At 59.0% G+C, this 18975-nt stretch carries 17 protein-coding genes; 6 read left to right on the top strand and 11 right to left on the bottom strand.

Features of this window, described 5'->3' with window-relative positions; genetic code table 11:
* Positions 1-83: 83 nt before the first annotated feature.
* The gene (locus ACWNZ1_RS00710; RefSeq protein ID WP_135844236.1) at positions 84-1430 is read right to left on the bottom strand and encodes a DEAD/DEAH box helicase; all 1347 of its coding nucleotides are present in this window, start codon (positions 1428-1430) and stop codon (positions 84-86) included.
* Positions 1431-1623: 193 nt separating this feature from the next.
* Between ACWNZ1_RS00710 and ACWNZ1_RS00705 the strand changes: the two genes are divergently transcribed.
* Entirely contained in the window at positions 1624-2922 is a 1299-nt protein-coding gene (locus tag ACWNZ1_RS00705) for a mechanosensitive ion channel family protein (protein WP_135844235.1), read from the top strand.
* Between the two features lie 18 nt (positions 2923-2940).
* Here the strand turns inward: ACWNZ1_RS00705 and ACWNZ1_RS00700 are convergent, their stop codons facing one another.
* The 4 genes from ACWNZ1_RS00700 to ACWNZ1_RS00685 form a co-directional block, all read right to left on the bottom strand.
* A complete protein-coding gene (locus ACWNZ1_RS00700) occupies positions 2941-3807 on the bottom strand; it encodes a carboxylate/amino acid/amine transporter (RefSeq protein ID WP_256452347.1) in 867 nt (288 codons plus the stop codon).
* 133 nt (positions 3808-3940) lie between these two features.
* Positions 3941-5803 (bottom strand): ATP-binding protein, encoded by a 1863-nt coding sequence (locus ACWNZ1_RS00695; protein WP_135844233.1) that lies wholly within the window; start codon positions 5801-5803, stop codon positions 3941-3943.
* Positions 5804-6102: 299 nt separating this feature from the next.
* Entirely contained in the window at positions 6103-6702 is a 600-nt protein-coding gene (locus ACWNZ1_RS00690; protein WP_456027286.1) for an FMN-dependent NADH-azoreductase, read from the bottom strand.
* 151 nt (positions 6703-6853) lie between these two features.
* Entirely contained in the window at positions 6854-7168 is a 315-nt protein-coding gene (locus tag ACWNZ1_RS00685; protein WP_135844231.1) for a 3-phosphoglycerate kinase, read from the bottom strand.
* 50 nt (positions 7169-7218) lie between these two features.
* On the opposite strand from ACWNZ1_RS00685, the gene ACWNZ1_RS00680 reads away from it, so the two are divergent.
* From ACWNZ1_RS00680 to aqpZ, 5 genes are all read left to right on the top strand, one after another.
* Entirely contained in the window at positions 7219-8142 is a 924-nt protein-coding gene (locus ACWNZ1_RS00680) for a LysR family transcriptional regulator (protein WP_135844230.1), read from the top strand.
* A 14-nt stretch (positions 8143-8156) separates the two neighbouring features.
* Positions 8157-8960, top strand: a complete 804-nt coding sequence (locus ACWNZ1_RS00675) for an alpha/beta fold hydrolase (RefSeq protein WP_256452343.1) — start codon at positions 8157-8159, stop codon at positions 8958-8960.
* Between the two features lie 4 nt (positions 8961-8964).
* A complete protein-coding gene (locus ACWNZ1_RS00670) occupies positions 8965-9528 on the top strand; it encodes a peptidylprolyl isomerase (RefSeq protein WP_135844228.1) in 564 nt (187 codons plus the stop codon).
* Positions 9529-9612: 84 nt separating this feature from the next.
* Complete coding sequence (locus ACWNZ1_RS00665) at positions 9613-11445, top strand: ABC transporter ATP-binding protein (RefSeq protein WP_135844227.1); 1833 nt, start codon at positions 9613-9615, stop codon at positions 11443-11445.
* A 269-nt stretch (positions 11446-11714) separates the two neighbouring features.
* The gene (aqpZ, locus tag ACWNZ1_RS00660; protein WP_135844226.1) at positions 11715-12404 is read left to right on the top strand and encodes an aquaporin Z; all 690 of its coding nucleotides are present in this window, start codon (positions 11715-11717) and stop codon (positions 12402-12404) included.
* 16 nt (positions 12405-12420) lie between these two features.
* Here aqpZ and ACWNZ1_RS00655 read toward each other — a convergent pair whose 3' ends face one another.
* The 6 genes from ACWNZ1_RS00655 to ACWNZ1_RS00630 all read right to left on the bottom strand — a co-directional run bounded on the left by ACWNZ1_RS00655 (position 12421) and on the right by ACWNZ1_RS00630 (position 18795).
* A complete protein-coding gene (locus ACWNZ1_RS00655; protein WP_135844225.1) occupies positions 12421-13545 on the bottom strand; it encodes a GNAT family N-acetyltransferase in 1125 nt (374 codons plus the stop codon).
* A 155-nt stretch (positions 13546-13700) separates the two neighbouring features.
* Positions 13701-14819, bottom strand: a complete 1119-nt coding sequence (locus ACWNZ1_RS00650; protein WP_456027285.1) for an RHS repeat-associated core domain-containing protein — start codon at positions 14817-14819, stop codon at positions 13701-13703.
* A gap of 290 nt (positions 14820-15109) precedes the next feature.
* A complete protein-coding gene (locus tag ACWNZ1_RS00645) occupies positions 15110-16420 on the bottom strand; it encodes an OprO/OprP family phosphate-selective porin (protein WP_135844222.1) in 1311 nt (436 codons plus the stop codon).
* Positions 16421-16679: 259 nt separating this feature from the next.
* Positions 16680-16916, bottom strand: a complete 237-nt coding sequence (locus ACWNZ1_RS00640; protein WP_256452341.1) for an anti-sigma factor family protein — start codon at positions 16914-16916, stop codon at positions 16680-16682.
* Positions 16910-17521: an RNA polymerase sigma factor gene (locus tag ACWNZ1_RS00635; protein ID WP_135844220.1), complete on the bottom strand. Its 612-nt coding sequence runs from the start codon at positions 17519-17521 to the stop codon at positions 16910-16912. The genes ACWNZ1_RS00640 and ACWNZ1_RS00635 overlap by 7 nt, the downstream gene beginning before the upstream one ends.
* A gap of 152 nt (positions 17522-17673) precedes the next feature.
* On the bottom strand, positions 17674-18795 hold the full coding sequence (locus ACWNZ1_RS00630; protein WP_135844219.1) for a beta-ketoacyl-ACP synthase III: 1122 nt from the start codon (positions 18793-18795) through the stop codon (positions 17674-17676).
* Positions 18796-18975 lie beyond the last annotated feature (180 nt).

Raw genomic sequence — 18975 nt, 5'->3', positions numbered from 1 at the left:
TTTGTGGCGAGGGGATTTGTGTATTCACCCATAAAAAAACCGGACCCAAGGTCCGGTTCTTTTTATCAAGCGCTAACGCGGCTTCAGTCAGCCGCAGGCGCCTCTGGCTTGCGGCGCTTGAGCGGGGCCATGCCGTCCTTGCTGACCAGCGACAGGGCGTCGGTCTTCGGGCGGTTGGCGATTTTGCGTTTGGTTGGAGCCTTGGCGCCGGTTTTCTTTTTGTCGCCCTTGGCGTCGACCTTTTTCTTCTTCACGCCAACCGCTTTGCCCGAGGCCTTGACCTTTTTCGGTCCGCCGTAGGTGCCTTTGACTTCCTTGATGGTGCGGCGCTCGAAGCTCTGCTTGAGGTAGCGCTCGATGCTCGACATCAGGTTCCAGTCGCCGTGGCAGATCAGCGAGATCGCCAAGCCGTCGTTACCGGCACGACCGGTACGACCGATGCGGTGCACGTACTCGTCGCCGCTACGGGGCATGTCAAAGTTGATGACCAGGTCCAGGCCGTCCACGTCCAGGCCGCGGGCGGCAACGTCGGTGGCCACGAGGATTTTCACGCCGCCTTGCTTGAGGCGGTCGATGGCCAGCTTGCGGTCTTTCTGGTCTTTATCGCCATGCAGCACGAATGCCTTGTATTCCTGAGCCACCAGCCGGCCGTAGATGCGGTCGGCCATGGCCCGGGTGTTGGTGAAGACGATGGCTTTCTGGTAGGTCTCGTTGGCCAGCAACCAGTTCACGATCTGTTCTTTGTGCTGGTTGTGGTCGGCGGTGATGATCTGCTGGCGGGTGGTGGCGTTCAGCTGGCTGACCGCGTTGAGCTGCAAATGCTCAGGGTTGTTCAGCACCTTGGCGATCATCTCCCGCAGGCCCGAACCGCCGGTGGTGGCGGAGAACAGCATGGTCTGCTGGCGGTTGACGCATTCGTCCACCAGGCGCTGCACGTCTTCGGCAAAGCCCATGTCCAGCATGCGGTCGGCTTCGTCGAGCACCAGCACTTCGACTTCTTTCAAGTCGAGGTTGCCGGCGTTCAGTTGCTCGATCATCCGTCCCGGCGTACCGATCAGGATGTCCGGCACTTTGCGCAGCATGGCGGCCTGGACCTTGAAGTCTTCGCCGCCGGTGATCAGGCCGGACTTGATGAAGGTGAACTGCGAGAAGCGCTCCACTTCCTTCAAGGTCTGCTGGGCCAGCTCACGGGTCGGCAGCAGGATCAGGGTCTTGATGCTGACGCGGACCTTGGCCGGGCCGATCAGGCGGTTGAGGATCGGCAGCACGAACGCGGCGGTCTTGCCACTGCCGGTTTGCGCCGTCACCCGCAGGTCACGCCCCTGGAGCGCGAGCGGAATAGCCGCTGCCTGCACCGGCGTAGGCTCGACAAATTTAAGCTCGGCCACGGCTTTGAGCAGGCGTTCGTGCAGGGCGAATTCGGAAAACACGGGTGCTACCTCGAAAAAATACAAAAAAACAGCTGCATAGGGTAACGGTTTCGAGCGCGAAGGCCGAGTTTCTTTATGCAAACGCCGACAATCAGTGGCTTTTTTTGCCGCCAATCCCCCTTCAACGGTCACTTGGACAGGCTTAAATGCTCTAATCGCCCCGTCGCGTCTCTATAGAAGAACCGTTTCGTCCATGGACATCAAACAACTCTGGGTCAACATTCAAGACCTCTGGGGTGCCCTTGACCAGCACCCACTCCTGCATTCCAGCCTCGCCCTGATGATGCTGCTGCTCATTGCCCTGGTGCTCGGACGCGTGGCGCGCTACCTGATTTTGCACGCCGCCAAATTGCTTGGACGCCAACCTGCCTTGAACTGGGTCAACGACCTGCGCCAGAACAAAGTCTTCCATCGCCTGGCCCAGATGACGCCGTCACTGATCATCCAGTTCGGCCTGCACCTGGTGCCGGAACTGAGCAAGACCAGCATGATTTTCCTCGGCAATGTCGCCCTGGCCTTCACCATTCTGTTCATGGTGCTGAGCCTCAGTGCCCTGCTCAGCGCCATGCTGGACGTGTACGCACGCACCGAACATGCGCGAACCCGCTCGATCAAAGGCTACGTGCAACTGACGAAGATGGTGCTGTATGTCTTTGGCGCGATCATCATCGTTGCCACCCTGATCGACCGCTCGCCACTGTTGCTGCTGTCGGGCCTGGGTGCGATGTCGGCAGTGATCCTGTTGGTGTACAAGGACACGCTGCTGTCGTTCGTCGCCAGCGTGCAATTGACCAGCAACGACATGCTGCGGGTCGGCGACTGGATCGAGATGCCACAGGTCGGCGCCGACGGCGATGTGGTAGACATTACGCTGCACACGGTGAAGGTGCAGAACTTCGACAAGACCATTGTCTCGATCCCTACCTGGCGCCTGATGTCCGAGTCGTTCAAGAACTGGCGAGGCATGCAGCAGTCCGGCGGACGGCGGATCAAGCGCAGCCTGTTCATCGACGCCAGCGGCGTGCGCTTTCTGCATGACGAGGAAGAGCAGCGCCTGACCCAGGTGCGCCTGCTGACCGACTACATCGGCCGTAAACAGGCCGAGCTCAAGGCCTGGAACGAAGCCCAGGGCAACGTCGCGGCGATGTCGGCCAACCGTCGGCGCATGACCAACCTCGGCACCTTCCGCGCCTACGCCCTCGCCTATTTGAAAAGCCACCCGGAGATCCAGCCGAACATGACGTGCATGGTCCGTCAGCTGCAGACCACGGCCCAAGGCATCCCGCTGGAAATCTACTGCTTCACCCGCACCACCGCATGGACCGACTACGAGCGCATCCAGGGGGATATTTTCGATTACCTGCTGGCCGTGATGCCGGAGTTCGGCTTGAACCTGTATCAACAGCCCAGCGGCACGGATCTGCGTTCGGGGTTGCTGCCGGCGGTGCTGGGGGCGAGCCACCTGCCGGAGCCGCAGAAGCAGGTGGTTTGACCCTCACCACAAGGGGGTTCAGTGTGCAGGCAGCGGTTGGCGTATCCCCAACCGGCTGATCCACACCGCCGCCAATATCACCGACCCGCCCAGCAGCAACCGCCCCAACTCCTCGTGCTGGTTCCAGATCAGCAGATTCACCAGCAGCCCCACCGGCACGTGCAGGTTGTTCATCACCGCCAGCGTCCCACCGTTGACCAGGCACGCGCCCTTGTTCCACCAATACAGACCCAATGCGGTAGAGACCAGGCCGAGGAACACCAGCACGCCCCATTGCAGCGGGGCTTCGGGCCAGAAGTCCGCCTTGCCGAACAGCAGGAAGGCCGGCAAGGCCACCGCCAGCGCGCCGAGGTAGAAGTAGCCGAAACGCCGATAGTGCGGCAAGTCGCTAGGATGACGAGCCACCAAGTGTTTGTAGAGCACCTGCCCGGCCGCGTAGGTGAAGTTGGCCAGTTGCAGCAGCAAAAAGCCCATGAAGAAGTCCGGGTTGATCCGGTCGTAGCGAATCACTGCGGCGCCGGCCACGGCCACCAGTGCCGCGATCAGCGCCCAAGGGTTGAAGCGGCGGTTCAGCGCGTCTTCAATCAATGTCACGTGCAAAGGCGTGAGAATGGTGAAGAGCAACACCTCGGGCACCGTCAACACTCGAAAGCTCAGGTACAGGCATACGTAGGTCACGCCAAACTGCAAGGCGCCGATCAACAGCATGCCACGCATGAACGACGGTTCCACCTGGCGCCAGCGCGTCAACGGAATGAACACCAGCCCCGCCAGCAGGACCCGTACCAGCACCGCAAAATAACTGTCCACATGCCCGGCCAGGTATTCGCCAATCAGGCTGAAGGAAAACGCCTGGATCAGCGTCACAAAAAGTAGATAGCCCATACGCCCCTCGTCTCGAATGGCGGCGAAGATAGCGGTTTTGAACGGTGGGAGCGAGCTTGCTCGAGATGGCGGTGTGACAGTCGATACAGCGGGCCGCTGACAACAGGCTCGTGCGCCCCTGAGCCCACTGGCTTTAAATGGTATCCACGACCGGCATGCGGCCCTGGCGTTGCTGTCGGTAGTTGGCGGCGCGCTGAAGCACTCGGGTCAACGCCTGGAAGTTCGCCGGCTTGGTTAAAATGTCATCGGCACCGGCGGCCCTGAAACGTTCTATCTCGCTCGAAAACGCGCTCGCGGTGAAAGCGACGATGTAGCAAGTATCGCCCCGTGGCAGTTCACGGATTCTACGAACGGCCTCCAGTCCATCCATAACAGGCATGTTGATATCCATAAAAATGATCTCTGGAGTCGACGTCATACAACGATTGACCGCTTCCAGGCCATCTGATGCAAGGGCGGGGGCATAGCCCAACTCCTGCAGCATCGCCATGGCAACTTTCTGGCTTACCGGATGGTTCTCCACCAGCAGGATATCGAGGGGATAATCCCCGGCAAAAGATGAGTCGAAGCCAGGCGCGGCATGATCATCCCTGATGGGTATTTCCGAGACTGAAAAAAGCTCCATGGGGAGTGAGAAAGAGAAGGTCGAGCCGACACCAGGCTGACTGGTGAAGGATAAAGTCCCCTGTTGCGCCTCGAGCAGATTTTTACAGATCGAAAGCCCCAGCCCACTCCCGGTAAAGCGCTGGTTGTCCGACTCTTTAAACTGAGCAAAGGGCTTGAACAGGCTGCCTTGCCGTTCCATCGGGATACCGATGCCAGTATCGCGTATGGCGAAGTCGAGCCGTGCTTGAGGACCATAACCGCTGGTCGTGACCAAAAGTGATACTTTTCCGGCTTCGGTGAACTTGACCGCATTGCCCAACAAATTGATCAATATCTGGCGAAGACAATCGATATCGGTTTTGACCAAGGGCGGTACGTCCGGCGAGAACTGCGCCTCAAGGACGATTGGTTTGTCCTGGATATTTTGCCGGATCATTTCAATGCTCGATGAAACCAGGGTTCTCACTTCAAAAACACGAGGTTTCAATTCAAGTTTGCCCGCTTCGATTTTCGCCAGATCGAGAATGTTATCGATAAGAGAAAGCAGGGTCCGTCCACTGGAATGAATCGTTGTGAGAAGACGGCGTTGCTCGGGATCCAGGGCGGACCGGGCCAGCAACTCCGTGGCGCCAATGACACCGTACATCGGGGTGCGGATTTCATGACTCATCGTGGCCAGAAATCTGGTTTTTGAACGATCAGCGTCTTCGGCGGCATTTTTTGCCTGGTTCAATACGTGTTCGTTGACTCGCAGTTGCTGGAGATGGGCACGCATGCGTAAGAGGATGAACGCGAGAAAGACCAGAACGGCAAGGACGATATGGTACAGGGAGTCGTGATTAAGTTGCTGGTAGTAGTCCGCCAGGGTAATTTCCGCGCCGACAACATACACCGTACCGTCTTGCGATTTTAATGGGACAAAGACCGCGCGAAAATCACCCCAATGATCCGAGTAGTCGATCCAGGTTGGCTTGGTGCGCTCAAAACTGTCGAGTAACGCCTGGCTGGCATCGGGATAAGGGTCGAAAAAACGCACGAAATTCTTCTCTTGAATTTCTTTCTGCGATGCGCTGGAACTGACCAGATAAGCGTCTCCACCCCGCTTGATCACGCTATAGACAAACGCGGTACCCATGGACTCGTTAAAGCCGGAGAGTCGCTGAATGGTATCCCAGTCTTGCGCCGGTGATTTGGATTGTTTATCGACCAGGTTGTCATGGTAACGGTCGCCAAGGATGGCCGAAGCGCCCAGCGCGGCATGCAGCAACTTGTTATTAATATTTTCAGTAAGGACGCTTTGCGTCTCGACATAGAGGTAGTAGATGTAGCCACCGGCCCCTATGAGGTAGACCAGGAATAAAGCCCAGGTCTTGCGTTTGACTTTGAACATATCACAGCCTCCCTACTGCAATTGCGCGCATAAATTACCACAGCAGGCGTCGAGAGACTTGGGCAAATCCAAGTGAGTCTGCGACCTGCACATCTTTCCTGCCCTCTGGACTTGGGAGGCCGCTCAGTCTAAGGCAGCGTTATTCTATTTCCCAAAAAAAAGCCCGATCTCGCTAAAGCGTTCAATCGGGCTACTGCACTCAGGAGCAACAAGTGCAAAGGGAGGTTCGATGCGCAAAACGGTTTGAAGGGAAGCGCCAGGTCACTAGACCACCTGGCGATTATCCGAGGATTAACGGATCAGGCGACCTGGGACAGTTTGGCGTTGGCCTGATTCAAACCCTTCTCCTGGAAATCCCCTCCCAGGTTCATGCCTTCGGCATGGATGAAGGTCACGTCGTGGATGCCGATGAAGCCCATGACCTGACGCAGGTAGGGTTCCTGATGGTCGGTGCTGCCACCGGCATGGATACCGCCGCGAGCGGTCAGCACAAAGGCGCGTTTGCCAGCCAGCAGGCCTTGAGGGCCGGTGGGGGTGTACTTGAAGGTCACGCCGGCACGCAGCACGTGGTCGAGCCAGGCTTTCAAGGTGCTGGGGATGGCGAAGTTGTACATCGGCGCAGCCATCACCAGAACGTCGGCGGCCAGCAATTCATCAGTCAACTGGTTGGAGCGCTCCAGCGAAGCGTTCTCGATGTCATTGCGCTGCTCGACAGGTTTCATCCAGCCACCCAGCAGGCTGGCGTCCAGGTGCGGCACCGGGTTGATGGCCAGGTCACGAACAGTGATTTCATCGGCTGGGTGTGCGGTTTTCCATTGGCTGATGAAGGTCTGGGTCAGTTGACGGGAAACCGAATCTTGCTGGCGGGCACTGCTTTCGATGATCAGAACGCGGGACATGGGATGTAGCCTCCATCGGAAATTGTTGTCAGTCGATGGAGTGAAGGTTAAGCGCAGCCGTATCGATGAAAAAGCGCAAATAATTGCTGTAAAGCATCGATAATTTCGTTTATAAGCGGAGCAAGCAACGCGTGCCTGCCCCGCTGCCGGGCTATTTCGGCTGGCAGGTCAGCTTGATGCGCAGCTTGATGATGTTGCGGTTGAACTTGGCCGTGGCGTTCTTGAACTTGCCGGCGGCGACTTCGATCTTGCGGGTGCGCGGTGCTTCGGGGCCATTGCTGAACACCACGGTGCAGGCCGCGTCAGTGCTGCCGTAGTTGTTGACCTGGATGGAACCGATGTCGGCATCGGTGTCATAGGCGTTGTAGTCGATGCTCAGGCCGTTGAGGTGTTTTTCCACATCGATCGGATAGGCAAACGCAGTCAGCGGCAACAGGGCCAGCACCGCACAACAGATTTTCTTCATTCGGCAGTCTCCACCAAGGGACCGCCAGCTTAGGACAAGAGGAGCTCAATTTGAAAGCGCCCCGCGTGACCCTTGATCAATGGCGAACATTACAGGCCGTGGTGGATCATGGCGGCTTCGCCCAGGCCGCCGAAGTGCTGCATCGTTCCCAGTCGTCGGTGAGTTACACCGTGGCCCGTATGCAGGATCAGCTCGGCGTACCGTTGCTGCGCATCGATGGGCGCAAAGCCGTGTTGACCGAAGCCGGCGGCGTGCTGCTGCGCCGCTCCCGGCAACTGGTGAAACAGGCCAGCCAGTTGGAAGACCTGGCCCACCACATGGAGCAAGGCTGGGAAGCGGAAGTGCGCCTGGTGGTCGACGCCGCCTACCCCACCGCCCGCCTCGTTCGGGCCCTGACGGCGTTCATGCCGCAGAGCCGCGGCTGCCGCGTGCGGTTGCGCGAAGAAGTGCTGTCGGGGGTGGAAGAAGTGCTGCTCGAAGGCGTGGCCGACCTGGCTATCAGCGGCTTCAGCATTCCTGGTTACCTGGGCGCTGAATTGAGCGACGTGGAGTTCGTCGCGGTGGCCCATCCCGAACACGCCCTGCATCGCCTCAACCGCGAACTGACGTTCCAGGACCTGGAGAGCCAGTTGCAAGTGGTCATCCGCGACTCCGGACGCCAGCAACCGCGCGACGTTGGTTGGCTCGGTGCCGAACAACGCTGGACCGTCGGCAGCCTGGCCACCGCCGCGACGTTCGTTGGCAGCGGCCTGGGCTTCGCCTGGCTGCCCCGGCACATGATCGAACGGGAACTCAAGGAAGGCACGCTTAAGCGGCTACCCTTGGATCAGGGCGGCAGCCGCAACCCGAGCTTCTATTTGTATTCGAACAAGGAAAAACCCCTGGGCCCGGCCACGCAAATCCTTATCGAATTGCTGCGCACCTTCGACACTGCGCCGCTGGATGCGCCGTTCGCCGCCCCTGAACAAGCGTGACGAGGACTTCGCCGATGGCCTATTTCGAACACGAAGGTTGCAACCTGCACTACGAGGAATACGGTCACGGAGCGCCCTTGCTGCTGGTCCACGGGTTGGGCTCCAGCACCCGGGATTGGGAAAAGCAGATCCCGGTGCTGTCCGCCCGTTACCACCTGATCGTGGTGGATGTACGCGGCCACGGCCGCTCCGACAAGCCGCGGGAGCGCTACAGCATCGAAGGTTTCAGCGCCGACCTGATCGCCCTGATCGAACACCTGGCGCTAGGCCCGGTGCATCTGGTGGGTTGGTCCATGGGCGGCATGATCGCTTTTCAGTTGTCGGTGGATGAACCTCATCTGGTCAAGAGCCTGTGCATCGTCAACAGCGCGCCGGAAGTCAAAGTGCGCACGCCCGACGATTGCTGGCAATGGTTCAAGCGTTGGAGCCTGATGCGTATCCTCAGCCTGGAAACCATCGGCAAGGCCCTGGGCGCCAAGTTGTTTCCCAAGCCTGAGCAAACCGAGTTACGCCTGGAAATGGCCCGGCGCTGGGCAAAAAACGACAAACGTGCTTATCTCGCCAGCTTCGATGCCATCGTCGGCTGGGGCGTCCAGGAACGACTTTCACAGGTCGCCTGTCCAACCCTGGTCATTTGCGCCGACCACGACTACACCCCGGTGGCGCTGAAAGAAGCCTATGTAAAACTGCTGCCCGATGCACGGCTGGTGGTCATCGCCGATTCACGGCACGCTACCCCGCTGGATCAACCCGAACGCTTCAACCAAACCCTGCTCGAATTTTTCACCGCAACCGATTCCACCACTCAGGATCATTGAACCCATGCTGAAAAAAATCGCCCTCGCCGCTGGCACCGTACTGTTTGCCGCCAACCTGATGGCTGCTCAGCCGACCAAGGCACCACACGTACTGCTTGAAACCACCAACGGCCAGATCGAAATCGAACTGGACCCGGTCAAGGCCCCCATCAGTACCAAGAACTTTCTGGAGTACGTGGACAGCGGCTTTTACAACAACACGATTTTCCACCGTGTGATCCCGGGCTTCATGGCCCAGGGCGGCGGCTTCACTACGAGCATGCAGCAAAAAGACACCAAGGCCCCGATCAAGAACGAAGCCAGCAATGGCCTGCACAACGTTCGCGGTACCTTGTCGATGGCGCGCACGTCCAACCCGGACTCGGCCACCAGCCAGTTCTTCATCAACGTGGCTGACAACGCATTCCTCGACCCGGGCCGTGACGCCGGTTACGCGGTGTTCGCCAAAGTGGTCAAGGGCATGGACGTCGTGGACATCATCGTCAACTCCCAGACCACCACCAAACAAGGCATGCAAAACGTGCCGATCGACCCTGTGCTCATCAAGTCGGCCAAGCGCATCGACTGAAGAGGCGCACGGCAAGCCTGAGCGGCGGCGGTGATCCCGCGCCGCTCATAGCAAAAAGGAGAGCCCCTGCCAGGGCATTTACAAATGGTTTATCGCCGCTTCGAAAAACTGATCGACATCTTCCGCGACGCCCCGACCTCGGCCCCGCCGAACCGCGTCCTGCCCTTCTACACGTACTACCTGAAACAAGTCTGGCCCAGCTTCGCCGTGCTGCTGGTGGTGGGCCTGATCGGCGCGCTGATCGAGGTGGCGCTGTTCAGCTACCTGAGCCGCATCATCGACCTGACCCAAGGCACGCCCAACGTCGACTTCTTCAAGCTCCACGGCCTCGAACTGGCCTGGATGGCCGTGGTGGCACTGGTCTTTCGGCCGATCTTCGTGGCCCTGCATGACCTGCTGGTGCACCAGACCCTGAGCCCCGGCATGACCAGCCTGATCCGCTGGCAAAATCATAGCTACGTGCTCAAGCAAAGCCTGAATTTCTTCCAGAACGATTTCGCCGGACGCATCGCCCAGCGCATCATGCAGACCGGCAACTCCCTGCGTGACTCGGCGGTGCAAGCCGTGGATGCGTTGTGGCACGTGCTGATCTACGCCGTCAGTTCCCTGGTGCTGTTCGCCGAGGCCGACTGGCGCCTGATGATCCCGCTGCTGATCTGGATCGCTGCCTACATCGGCGCACTCTGTTATTTCGTGCCGAGGGTCAAGGAGCGCTCGGTGGTGTCGTCCGATGCCCGCTCCAAACTCATGGGCCGGATCGTCGATGGCTACACCAACATCACCACCCTGAAGCTGTTCGCCCATACCAACTTCGAACAGCAATACGCCCGCGAAGCCATCCAGGAACAGACCGAAAAAGCCCAGTTGGCCGGCCGCGTGGTGACCAGCATGGACGTGGTCATCACCACCATGAACGGCCTGCTGATCGTCGGCACCACGGCGCTGGCACTGTGGCTGTGGACTCAATCGCTGATCAGCGTCGGCGCCATTGCCCTGGCGACCGGGCTGGTGATCCGCATCGTCAACATGTCCGGCTGGATCATGTGGGTGGTCAACGGCATCTTCGAAAATATCGGCATGGTCCAGGACGGTTTGCAGACCATCGCCCAACCGGTCAGCGTCACCGACCGCGACCAGGCCAAGCCCTTGGCGGTGGCCCGGGGCGAAGTGCGTTTCGAGCATGTGGACTTCCACTATGGCAAGAAAAGCGGAGTGATCGGCGACCTCAACCTGACCATCAGGCCCGGCGAGAAAATCGGCCTGATCGGCCCGTCCGGCGCGGGTAAATCCACCTTGGTCAACCTGCTGTTGCGCCTCTATGACGTGCAAGCCGGGCGCATCCTCATCGACGGCCAGGACATTGCCGAAGTCGGCCAGGAAAGCCTGCGCGAACGCATCGGCATGATCACCCAGGACACCTCGCTGCTGCACCGCTCGATTCGCGACAACCTGCTGTACGGCAAGCCCGACGCTACCGATGCGCAACTCTGGGAGGCCGTGCGCAAGGCCCGCGCCGATGAGTTCATCCCACTGCTGTCGGACGCCGAAGGCCGCACCGGCTTCGATGCCCACGTGGGTGAGCGCGGCGTGAAACTGTCCGGCGGCCAGCGCCAACGCATCGCTATCGCGCGGGTACTGCTCAAGGACGCGCCGATCCTGATCATGGACGAAGCAACCTCAGCGCTGGACTCGGAAGTCGAGGCGGCGATCCAGGAAAGCCTCGAGACCTTGATGCAAGGCAAGACCGTGATCGCCATCGCCCACCGCCTCTCCACCATCGCCCGGATGGACCGGTTGGTGGTACTGGAAAACGGCCGCATCGCCGAAACCGGCAGCCACGCCGAACTGCTGGCCCATGGCGGGTTGTATGCGCGACTGTGGCAACATCAGACGGGTGGATTTGTGGGGATTGACTGATCCCTACCCGCCACAGGGGTCCGGGTTTGAACCAACCCCAAGGCCTTTCTGAAAAAATCTGTCCAGAATCCATTTAGCCCATACAGCAACGACATACTCCCCGCCGACCACGGCCGAAACCGCCACAGTCCATGACTCTGGCGGTTTTTTTGTGCCGCTGGATTTGTCGATAAACCCTGCTGTACTCAGCTCAGGTTCTGGAGATGAACCTGTCGTAATTCTGCTGGATGCATAACCGATCGATCACGACTGCTTTATCAAGGATGCTTATGTCTTTATTCAAACGCTCTGTGACTGAGTTGCTAGGTACGTTCTGGCTGGTGTTGGGCGGCTGCGGCAGCGCGGTATTGGCTGCCTCCGGGATTGGCGTGCTGGGGGTTGCCCTGGCGTTCGGCCTGACGGTGTTGACCATGGCATTTGCCATCGGCCATATCTCGGGTTGCCACCTCAACCCAGCGGTGTCGCTAGGCTTGTCCGTGGGCGGGCGGTTTCCGGCCAGGGAGTTGCCTGCCTACATCATCGCCCAGGTCATCGGTGGCGTGCTGGCCGCCGCGTTGATCTACTTCATCGCCAGCGGCAAGGAAGGCTTTGACCTGGCCGCGTCCGGGCTGGCCTCGAACGGTTACGGCGAGCATTCGCCCGGTGGCTATTCGATGGCGGCAGGTTTTGTCACCGAACTGGTCATGACGGCGATGTTCATCCTGATCATCCTCGGCGCCACCGATAAACGTGCACCGGCCGGGCTGGCACCGATAGCCATCGGCCTGGGCCTGACGCTGATTCACCTGATCTCGATTCCGGTCACCAACACTTCGGTCAACCCGGCCCGCAGTACCGGTCCGGCGCTGATCGTCGGCGGCTGGGCCATCGAGCAACTGTGGCTGTTCTGGGTCGCACCGCTGCTGGGTGCGGTCATCGGCGGTGTTTCTTACCGCTGGCTGGGCCAGGAAACCCGCTGAGTCATACCCGCGAAGATCAGCACTGCCGATAAGGCAGTGCTGTTTTCGCCTCTTCGGCATACGCCAGCACCCCCTCCTGTTCCCGTGCGAGAAAATCTTCAACCGCGGTTTTCAAACCGGGATGACGCAAGTAATGCCACGAGCGGGTAATCACCGGCTCGAAACCACGAATCAATTTGTGCTCACCCTGGGCCCCGGCATCAAAACGCTGCAAGCCATGGGCAATCGCGTAGTCCATGCCCTGGTAGAAACAGGTCTCGAAGTGCAAGCGGTCGAACTCCGCCAGGCAACCCCAGTAGCGCCCGTAGAGACTGTCGCCACCCACCAGGCTGAACGCCATCGCCACTGGCCGTGAACCTTGCTTGGCCAGCACCACGCGAATGGCCTCGGGCATGCGTTCGGCCAGCAGGCTGAAAAACGCCCGGGTCAGGTACGGCGCCTGCCGCCGTACAGCGTAAGTGTTGGCGTAACAGGCGTAGACAAAATCCCACTGGGCCTCGTCCAGTTGCTGACCTTCGAGCCATTCAAACTCGATGCCCTGCCCCGCCACCTGCTCACGCTCCTTGCGCATCTGCTTGCGCTTGCGGGAACTGAGCCCGTCGAGAAAATCCTGAAAGTCTCGATAACCGCGATTGCGCCAGTGGTACTGGCAACCAATCCGCTGCAACCAGCCCTCCTGCCCGGCCAGCGCCGCGTCGGTGAAAGCATCGGTGAAGTTGATGTGGGCGCTGGAAAGCCCTTCGATTTCCAGATAACCCGGCAGGCTGCCCAACAATTCCAGGCCGTCCTCCACACAGGCCGCCAGCAATCGCGGACCGCTGACCGGACTGAAAGGCACCGCCGTCAGCAACTTGGGGTAATACTCGATCCCGGCCCGGGCGCAGGCGTCAGCCCAGGCGTGGTCGAACACGTATTCACCGTAGGAATGCCACTTGCGATAACTGGGCAAGGCCGCCAGCAGACGACCGTCTTCCATGTGCAGCAAATGCTCCGGCTGCCAACCGGAATGCGCGCCCAGGCTGGCGCTGTCCTCCAAGGTGCTCAGGAAGGCGTGGCGCAGGAACGGTTGATTGGCGGGCACCAGCGCGTCCCACTCGTGCGGGGCGATGGCGGACAGACTGTCCAAGACGTGAAGCGGCATGCGGTTCCTCGATATCCAGACGGCGGATGGAGCGAGTATCGCCGATCTGGAGGGGAGGGACGAGAAGCTGGGTAGTTTTTTACAGGCTTGAGTGATGAGCGATCCGAAACTGGATATCGCGGTACTGCTCGCCACTTTTCAGTTCGAAAAACCAATTAGCCATTGGGGGGCCACTCCGCTACTTCGCGAATGTTCTCCATTTCCGCCGCTCCGAGTTTTAATTTTTTAAAGTACTTCTCCTGCTCCACCCTATCTGCGAGTGCAATCATTTTTTTGTCAGCACCCGCAATTATTTCAAAGTCTCTCCGGCTATGCCTGGTCATGCCAAATCTATATGTATGCGTTCTGGCAAACTGATACTCACTCTGGGCTGCCTCAAACACCTTGACGCTGCGTAAATACTCACTTTTCGCCGCGAGCTGGTCTAGAAGCAGCCCAGGATCATTAGTACGAAACCCGTAAGTTAGATAATCCGCTTTCCGGAAGCCAACAACATCCCCATAAAAACCCATCCTTTTCTTGAGAACCTTTACGTCCTGAGGCCGAATAATATTCATAGACGCCGGACTCTCAATACCTAGCACAGCTTTATCTGGGTTGGCTCTTAGAAAACTATCAGGAATTTTTTCAAAGCCGGGGAGGTATTTAGCGGACTCAGTGGTATGAGTAAAAAGCTTTACTACCCCCCCAGAAGGAATATGCCCCGTCGGATCCACATTATTAATTGGATCCCCCACACAATACATATACGCATTCAATCCCCTTTCCCCAAACGGGCTCAAGTTGTCCGGGCTGTGAAACCTCATCAACCGAGGATTGAAGACACGGTAGCCCTTGCCCAGCAAATACCAGCCGGTCTGCCTTTCGCGCCGCTCGCCGTTGTAACCCAAATGACTACTCACCAACGCGTCATCTATACGATGGCCGTACGGTGAATAGGCAACGCCCTTGACGGTGGCCTGATTGATCTCGCAGAGCACGCTGTTCTTGTCATCACCCACCAATAACAGGGACTTGGGATCACTTCCTGCCTGATGTTCGGCAAGCACCATGCCCTCCGCCCGTACGAAGGCAGTACTGGCGCCCCCCAGAATTTCGCTCGCCAACTCATCGTTTCGATAGAAGCGTTGTTCTTTGCCGGCAGAAGTACTGCACCCGATCAAAGCGTCCTGGGCGTCATAGTGAAAGCGGATAGCCAATTCGTCGGACGAAGCCTTGGCATTGAGTCTGGACTCATTTGACGCACACGGCTCTGTTTTACCTGAACCCGCCATTGTTGCTCTCCGTATGCATCATTTGGCTGCCATGAGGTTCTCGTGGCGCTTCATTTTGAAAAGCAGAGCGAGTATCACCGGGCACTTGCCGGACGCGTCCATCGCTCTGCGACTGGATGAAGTAAGCACGTTTTCCAAATGCCGCGAAACTGTCAGGGTTGACAGGTGGCCGCCCATCCAGTGGTCCAGGTAAACGAGCCCAAACAGGCTAAAAAAAACCCCGCCAGAGGCGGGGTTCAAAGGAGCGCTTTAACGGATGAAGTCAGAGCGGTGTATCAAGTCAGCACGATTTAGAACACGTACTGGGCACGGACAACTACACCTTTGCCGTCGTCATCACCGTTGACGTTGGTGACGTTGTCGGTTTTGGCCTTGACGTAAGCGGCAGTGATTTTTACCGCTTCGTTGGCGTACCAGTTCACGCCCAGGTTGTGCACCTTGGCTTCGGCATCGCCCACGTCGCGGGTCGCGGAGGCGGTGGTGATGTTGTCGTCTTCGACGGTCATGCTGTCGAAGCGATAGAACACTTCCCACGCGCCGATGGACTTGTTCTGGGGTTTGATCGCGTCAAACTTGCCGACTTTATAACCACGGGACTCACCGGTGATGGTGTAGGCACCCTGAACGTAGAAGCCGTGGCCCTTGAGGTCTTCGAAGGCGTCGCTGTCAGCCTTGGTCTTGCGGGAAATGTATTCACCCTGGATCGACGCAGGCCCCATGGCGAAAGCGGCTTCCAGGCCGTAGGCGGTATCCGTGTCGTACGAGCCGGCCGGCGAGTTGTTGGCGCCGCCCAGTACCGGACGGTTACCGTTAGGACCAGCATCGTTGCCGCCCAGGGTCTCGACGCCACGCATGCCCAGGCGAGAGCGATAACGCGCGTCGAACGCGGTGTCGGAGACATCGCGCGAGGCCACGTTCAAGCCGAAGTGCAACACGTTGCCGGCCTCGTGCATCGGGGCGAATACGAAACGACCGTTGGCTTGCTTGATGCTGTTGCCGTCGGTGTCGTCGGTGTCCTTGCTAAACACACCGGCCGAGGCGTAGAACGAATCGGCGAAGGTGCTGGAAGCCTGGATGCCCAGACCGTTCTGGTGGCCGTTGGCCCAGTCGATCAGGTCGTAGGCGGCGTTGCGCTCAGGAGCAGTCACCCACTTGGAGCTGGTGGCTTTTTCCAGACCGAAGTCGGGGTCGAAACGACCGACTTTGATCGAAACCGGCTTGAAGCCGTTGTAGGCCAGGGACGCTTCGTCGAAGTAGCCGTTATCGGAGTCGCCGCTGTTGTGGGAGAAATCGTAGTTGATGGTGTAGGCCCAATCCGTGTACAGCACACCCGACAGCTCCAGGAAGCCACGGCGGATGTAAGCGGCATCGGCCTTGTCGCCATTGTCGGTGTAGATACCGTCGAACTGGCTGTAGTCAGCCTGCAAACGACCGCCGAGCTTGAAGCTGAACTCTTTGTCAGTGGTAGCGACCTCAAGGCCGCCCTTGGTTTTGACCACGATATCGGCGCCATCGGTGGTGACGGTGCCGGCGAAAGCCTGGGCGGTTACTGCCATGGCCAGTGCGCTGGCGGCAACACCTGCGAAGTGCTTACGAATCATCGAAGAATTCCCCTGTTGGTAGTCTATGCGTTAGAAAACACGCGGAACTGGGCCCGCTGGTGTTGGGAGGGGATCTTGGCGATGGGTTGTGTCAGCGCAGTTGCTGGCAGATAAAGATTTTATGACAGCGGAACTTTTTACTTCGAAAGGGAATAACTGTAGGAGCAGGAAGAGCCTGCGATCTTTTGATCGTTCGCTTGATACTCAATTGGCCAGGGAAAGATCGCAGCCTCGTTGCACTCGTCAGCGCCTACAGATCTCAGCGGATGTTTCTGCGGCGTTCGGCGGCCAGTTTTTCGGCGAGGTGATCCAGGTCGGGAATCGGTGGTTGAGGCAGTTTTTTGAGGGTCGCCTGCATCAGGCGCATCTGGCGGATAAACCGCCGGCAGTTGGGGCAGAACATCAGGTGATGACGCATCATCAGGCGCTCACGCCAACTCAACTGTCCGTCAAGAAAATCGCTTGAGCGCGCCACTTGTTCCTTGCAGGTCAGCATTCTCCGGTTTCCTCGAAATGTTCAACGGTCGCAAAGACCTTCAGCCGAGCACGATGCAACAGCACGCGTACGTTGGAGAGCGAAATACCCAGAAGATTACAGATTTCTTCCAGCTCCAGCCCTTGGCGTTCACGCAAGCTCAACACGCTGCCTTGCAATTGCGACAGGCTGAGCAAGGTGTGTTCGAGGCAATCACGCAGTTCGCTCATCGTGAGCAGCGCTTCCGGGGTGTCCTGGTGCCAGGCGAACGGCGCCAGCAGCCAATGGCCATCGGCGGCGAAGCGATCATCACCCAGGGTGCCGTGGGGCGCCGGTAGATCATCGAGCAGCACTTCCCGGCGGTTCTGCTTGTAGCGGCCCTTGGCGGCGTTGGCAGTGATGGTCAGCAGCCAGGTCTTGAGGCTGGAGCGCCCCTGGAAGCCACTGAGATTGCGCACCACCGACAGCCACGCGTCCTGCACCACTTCGTCGGCATGGCGGCTGCCGACGATGGCGTAGGCCACGGCGCGCATCGGGCCCTGGTAGGTGCTGACCAGCTCCTTGTAGGCCTGCTGCTCACCGGCCAGGAGGCGTTGGAGCAGGAGGGTGTCGTCGGTGACCGTCATTCAACGCCCCAAATGCCAGGGAGACTTGATGATGCCTTTGTGGCGAGGGAGCTTGCTCCCGCTCGGTTACGCAGCAACCGAAAAATCGTGGGGCCGTTTCGCAGCCCAGCGGGAGCAAGCTCCCTCGCCACAATAAATCTCATTGCCAACAATCAATGCTTGCGCAAAATCACGCTACCAATCGAATAGCCGGCGCCGAACGAGCTGAGTACGGCAACCGAGCCGCTGGGCAGATCATCCTGGTAGGTGTGGAAGGCAATCACCGATCCGGCCGAACTGGTGTTGGCGTAGCGGTCGAGGATCACGGGCGCTTCCTGTTCGGTGGCTTCGCGTCCCAACAATTTGCGCACGATCAGGTGGTTCATGCTCAGGTTGGCCTGGTGCAGCCAGAAGCGTTTCACGTCGCCGACGTTCAGTTGGTTCTCTTCCAAATGGGCACCGATCAGCTCGGCCACCATCGGGCAGACGTCGCGAAACACCTTGCGGCCTTCCTGGACAAACAGCTTGTCGTGGCTGCCAATGCCTTCTTCCGCGGCGCGGTTGAGGAAGCCGAAGTTGTTGCGGATGTTGTTGGAGAACTTGGTGAGCAGCTTGGTGCTGACCACGTCAAACTGATACGCCGAAGTCGCCAGGTCCGCCCGTTCGATGATCACGGCGGTGGCCGCGTCGCCGAAGATGAAGTGGCTGTCGCGGTCGCGGAAATTCAGGTGGCCGGTGCACACTTCCGGGTTGACCATCAGGATTGCCCGGGCCTGGCCCAACTGCACGCTGTTGGCCGCAGCCTGGATACCGAACGTCGCCGAGGAGCAGGCCACGTTCATGTCGAAACCAAAACCGTCGATCCCCAAGGCTTCCTGGACTTCGATGGCAATGGCCGGATACGCGCGTTGCAGGTTGGAACAGGCGACGATCACGCCATCGATGTCGGCGGCAGTGCGGCCGGCGCGCTCCAGGGCCTGCTTGGCGGCACCGACGGCCATTTCGCACAGAACCGACCATTCGTCGTTGGAGCGCTCGGGCAAGCGCGGCGTCATGCGTTGCGGGTCGAGGATGCCGTCCTTGTCCATGACAAAACGGCTCTTGATGCCCGAGGCCTTTTCGATGAACGCGGCGTTGGATTCGGTCAACGCCTGGACTTCACCGCGCTCGATGGCCTCGGCGTTGTCGGCGTTGAACTGCGTGACATAGGTATTGAAAGATTGCACCAGCTCTTCGTTGGAAATGCTGTTGGCCGGGGTGTACAGGCCGGTGCCGCTGATGACGACGTTATGCATGGTCGTGTCTCTGATCTGTTCAGGCAGAAAGTATTGGCACCGACGTACCAATACACAAAGGGTCTTTTCCCATCCAGGGGAAGCAGACCTGGCAGCGCTTTATTCCGATCCGCCCAGAGCATTGAAGCTCAAAACCATGGGACCGGCATTTATAGGCGCGAAGTTTGCCATAAACGCTGG

This window comes from Pseudomonas sp. CFBP 5748, from assembly GCF_053850495.1.
The sequence above is the reverse complement of the archived record's forward strand: the minus strand, read 5'-3'. Positions and strand labels throughout refer to the sequence as shown.

Bases quoted from the DNA above. Each gene is read 5' to 3' on its own strand.
- ACWNZ1_RS00705 (WP_135844235.1), top strand. From the start codon at position 1,624: ATGGACATCAAACAACTCTGGGTCAACATTCAAGACCTCTGGGGTGCC.
- ACWNZ1_RS00700 (WP_256452347.1), bottom strand. From the start codon at position 3,807: ATGGGCTATCTACTTTTTGTGACGCTGATCCAGGCGTTTTCCTTCAGC.
- ACWNZ1_RS00695 (WP_135844233.1), bottom strand. From the start codon at position 5,803: ATGTTCAAAGTCAAACGCAAGACCTGGGCTTTATTCCTGGTCTACCTC.
- ACWNZ1_RS00690 (WP_456027286.1), bottom strand. From the start codon at position 6,702: ATGTCCCGCGTTCTGATCATCGAAAGCAGTGCCCGCCAGCAAGATTCG.
- ACWNZ1_RS00685 (WP_135844231.1), bottom strand. From the start codon at position 7,168: ATGAAGAAAATCTGTTGTGCGGTGCTGGCCCTGTTGCCGCTGACTGCG.
- ACWNZ1_RS00675 (WP_256452343.1), top strand. From the start codon at position 8,157: ATGGCCTATTTCGAACACGAAGGTTGCAACCTGCACTACGAGGAATAC.
- ACWNZ1_RS00670 (WP_135844228.1), top strand. From the start codon at position 8,965: ATGCTGAAAAAAATCGCCCTCGCCGCTGGCACCGTACTGTTTGCCGCC.
- ACWNZ1_RS00665 (WP_135844227.1), top strand. From the start codon at position 9,613: ATGGTTTATCGCCGCTTCGAAAAACTGATCGACATCTTCCGCGACGCC.
- aqpZ (WP_135844226.1), top strand. From the start codon at position 11,715: ATGTCTTTATTCAAACGCTCTGTGACTGAGTTGCTAGGTACGTTCTGG.
- ACWNZ1_RS00655 (WP_135844225.1), bottom strand. From the start codon at position 13,545: ATGCCGCTTCACGTCTTGGACAGTCTGTCCGCCATCGCCCCGCACGAG.
- ACWNZ1_RS00650 (WP_456027285.1), bottom strand. From the start codon at position 14,819: ATGGCGGGTTCAGGTAAAACAGAGCCGTGTGCGTCAAATGAGTCCAGA.
- ACWNZ1_RS00645 (WP_135844222.1), bottom strand. From the start codon at position 16,420: ATGATTCGTAAGCACTTCGCAGGTGTTGCCGCCAGCGCACTGGCCATG.
- ACWNZ1_RS00640 (WP_256452341.1), bottom strand. From the start codon at position 16,916: ATGCTGACCTGCAAGGAACAAGTGGCGCGCTCAAGCGATTTTCTTGAC.
- ACWNZ1_RS00635 (WP_135844220.1), bottom strand. From the start codon at position 17,521: ATGACGGTCACCGACGACACCCTCCTGCTCCAACGCCTCCTGGCCGGT.
- ACWNZ1_RS00630 (WP_135844219.1), bottom strand. From the start codon at position 18,795: ATGCATAACGTCGTCATCAGCGGCACCGGCCTGTACACCCCGGCCAAC.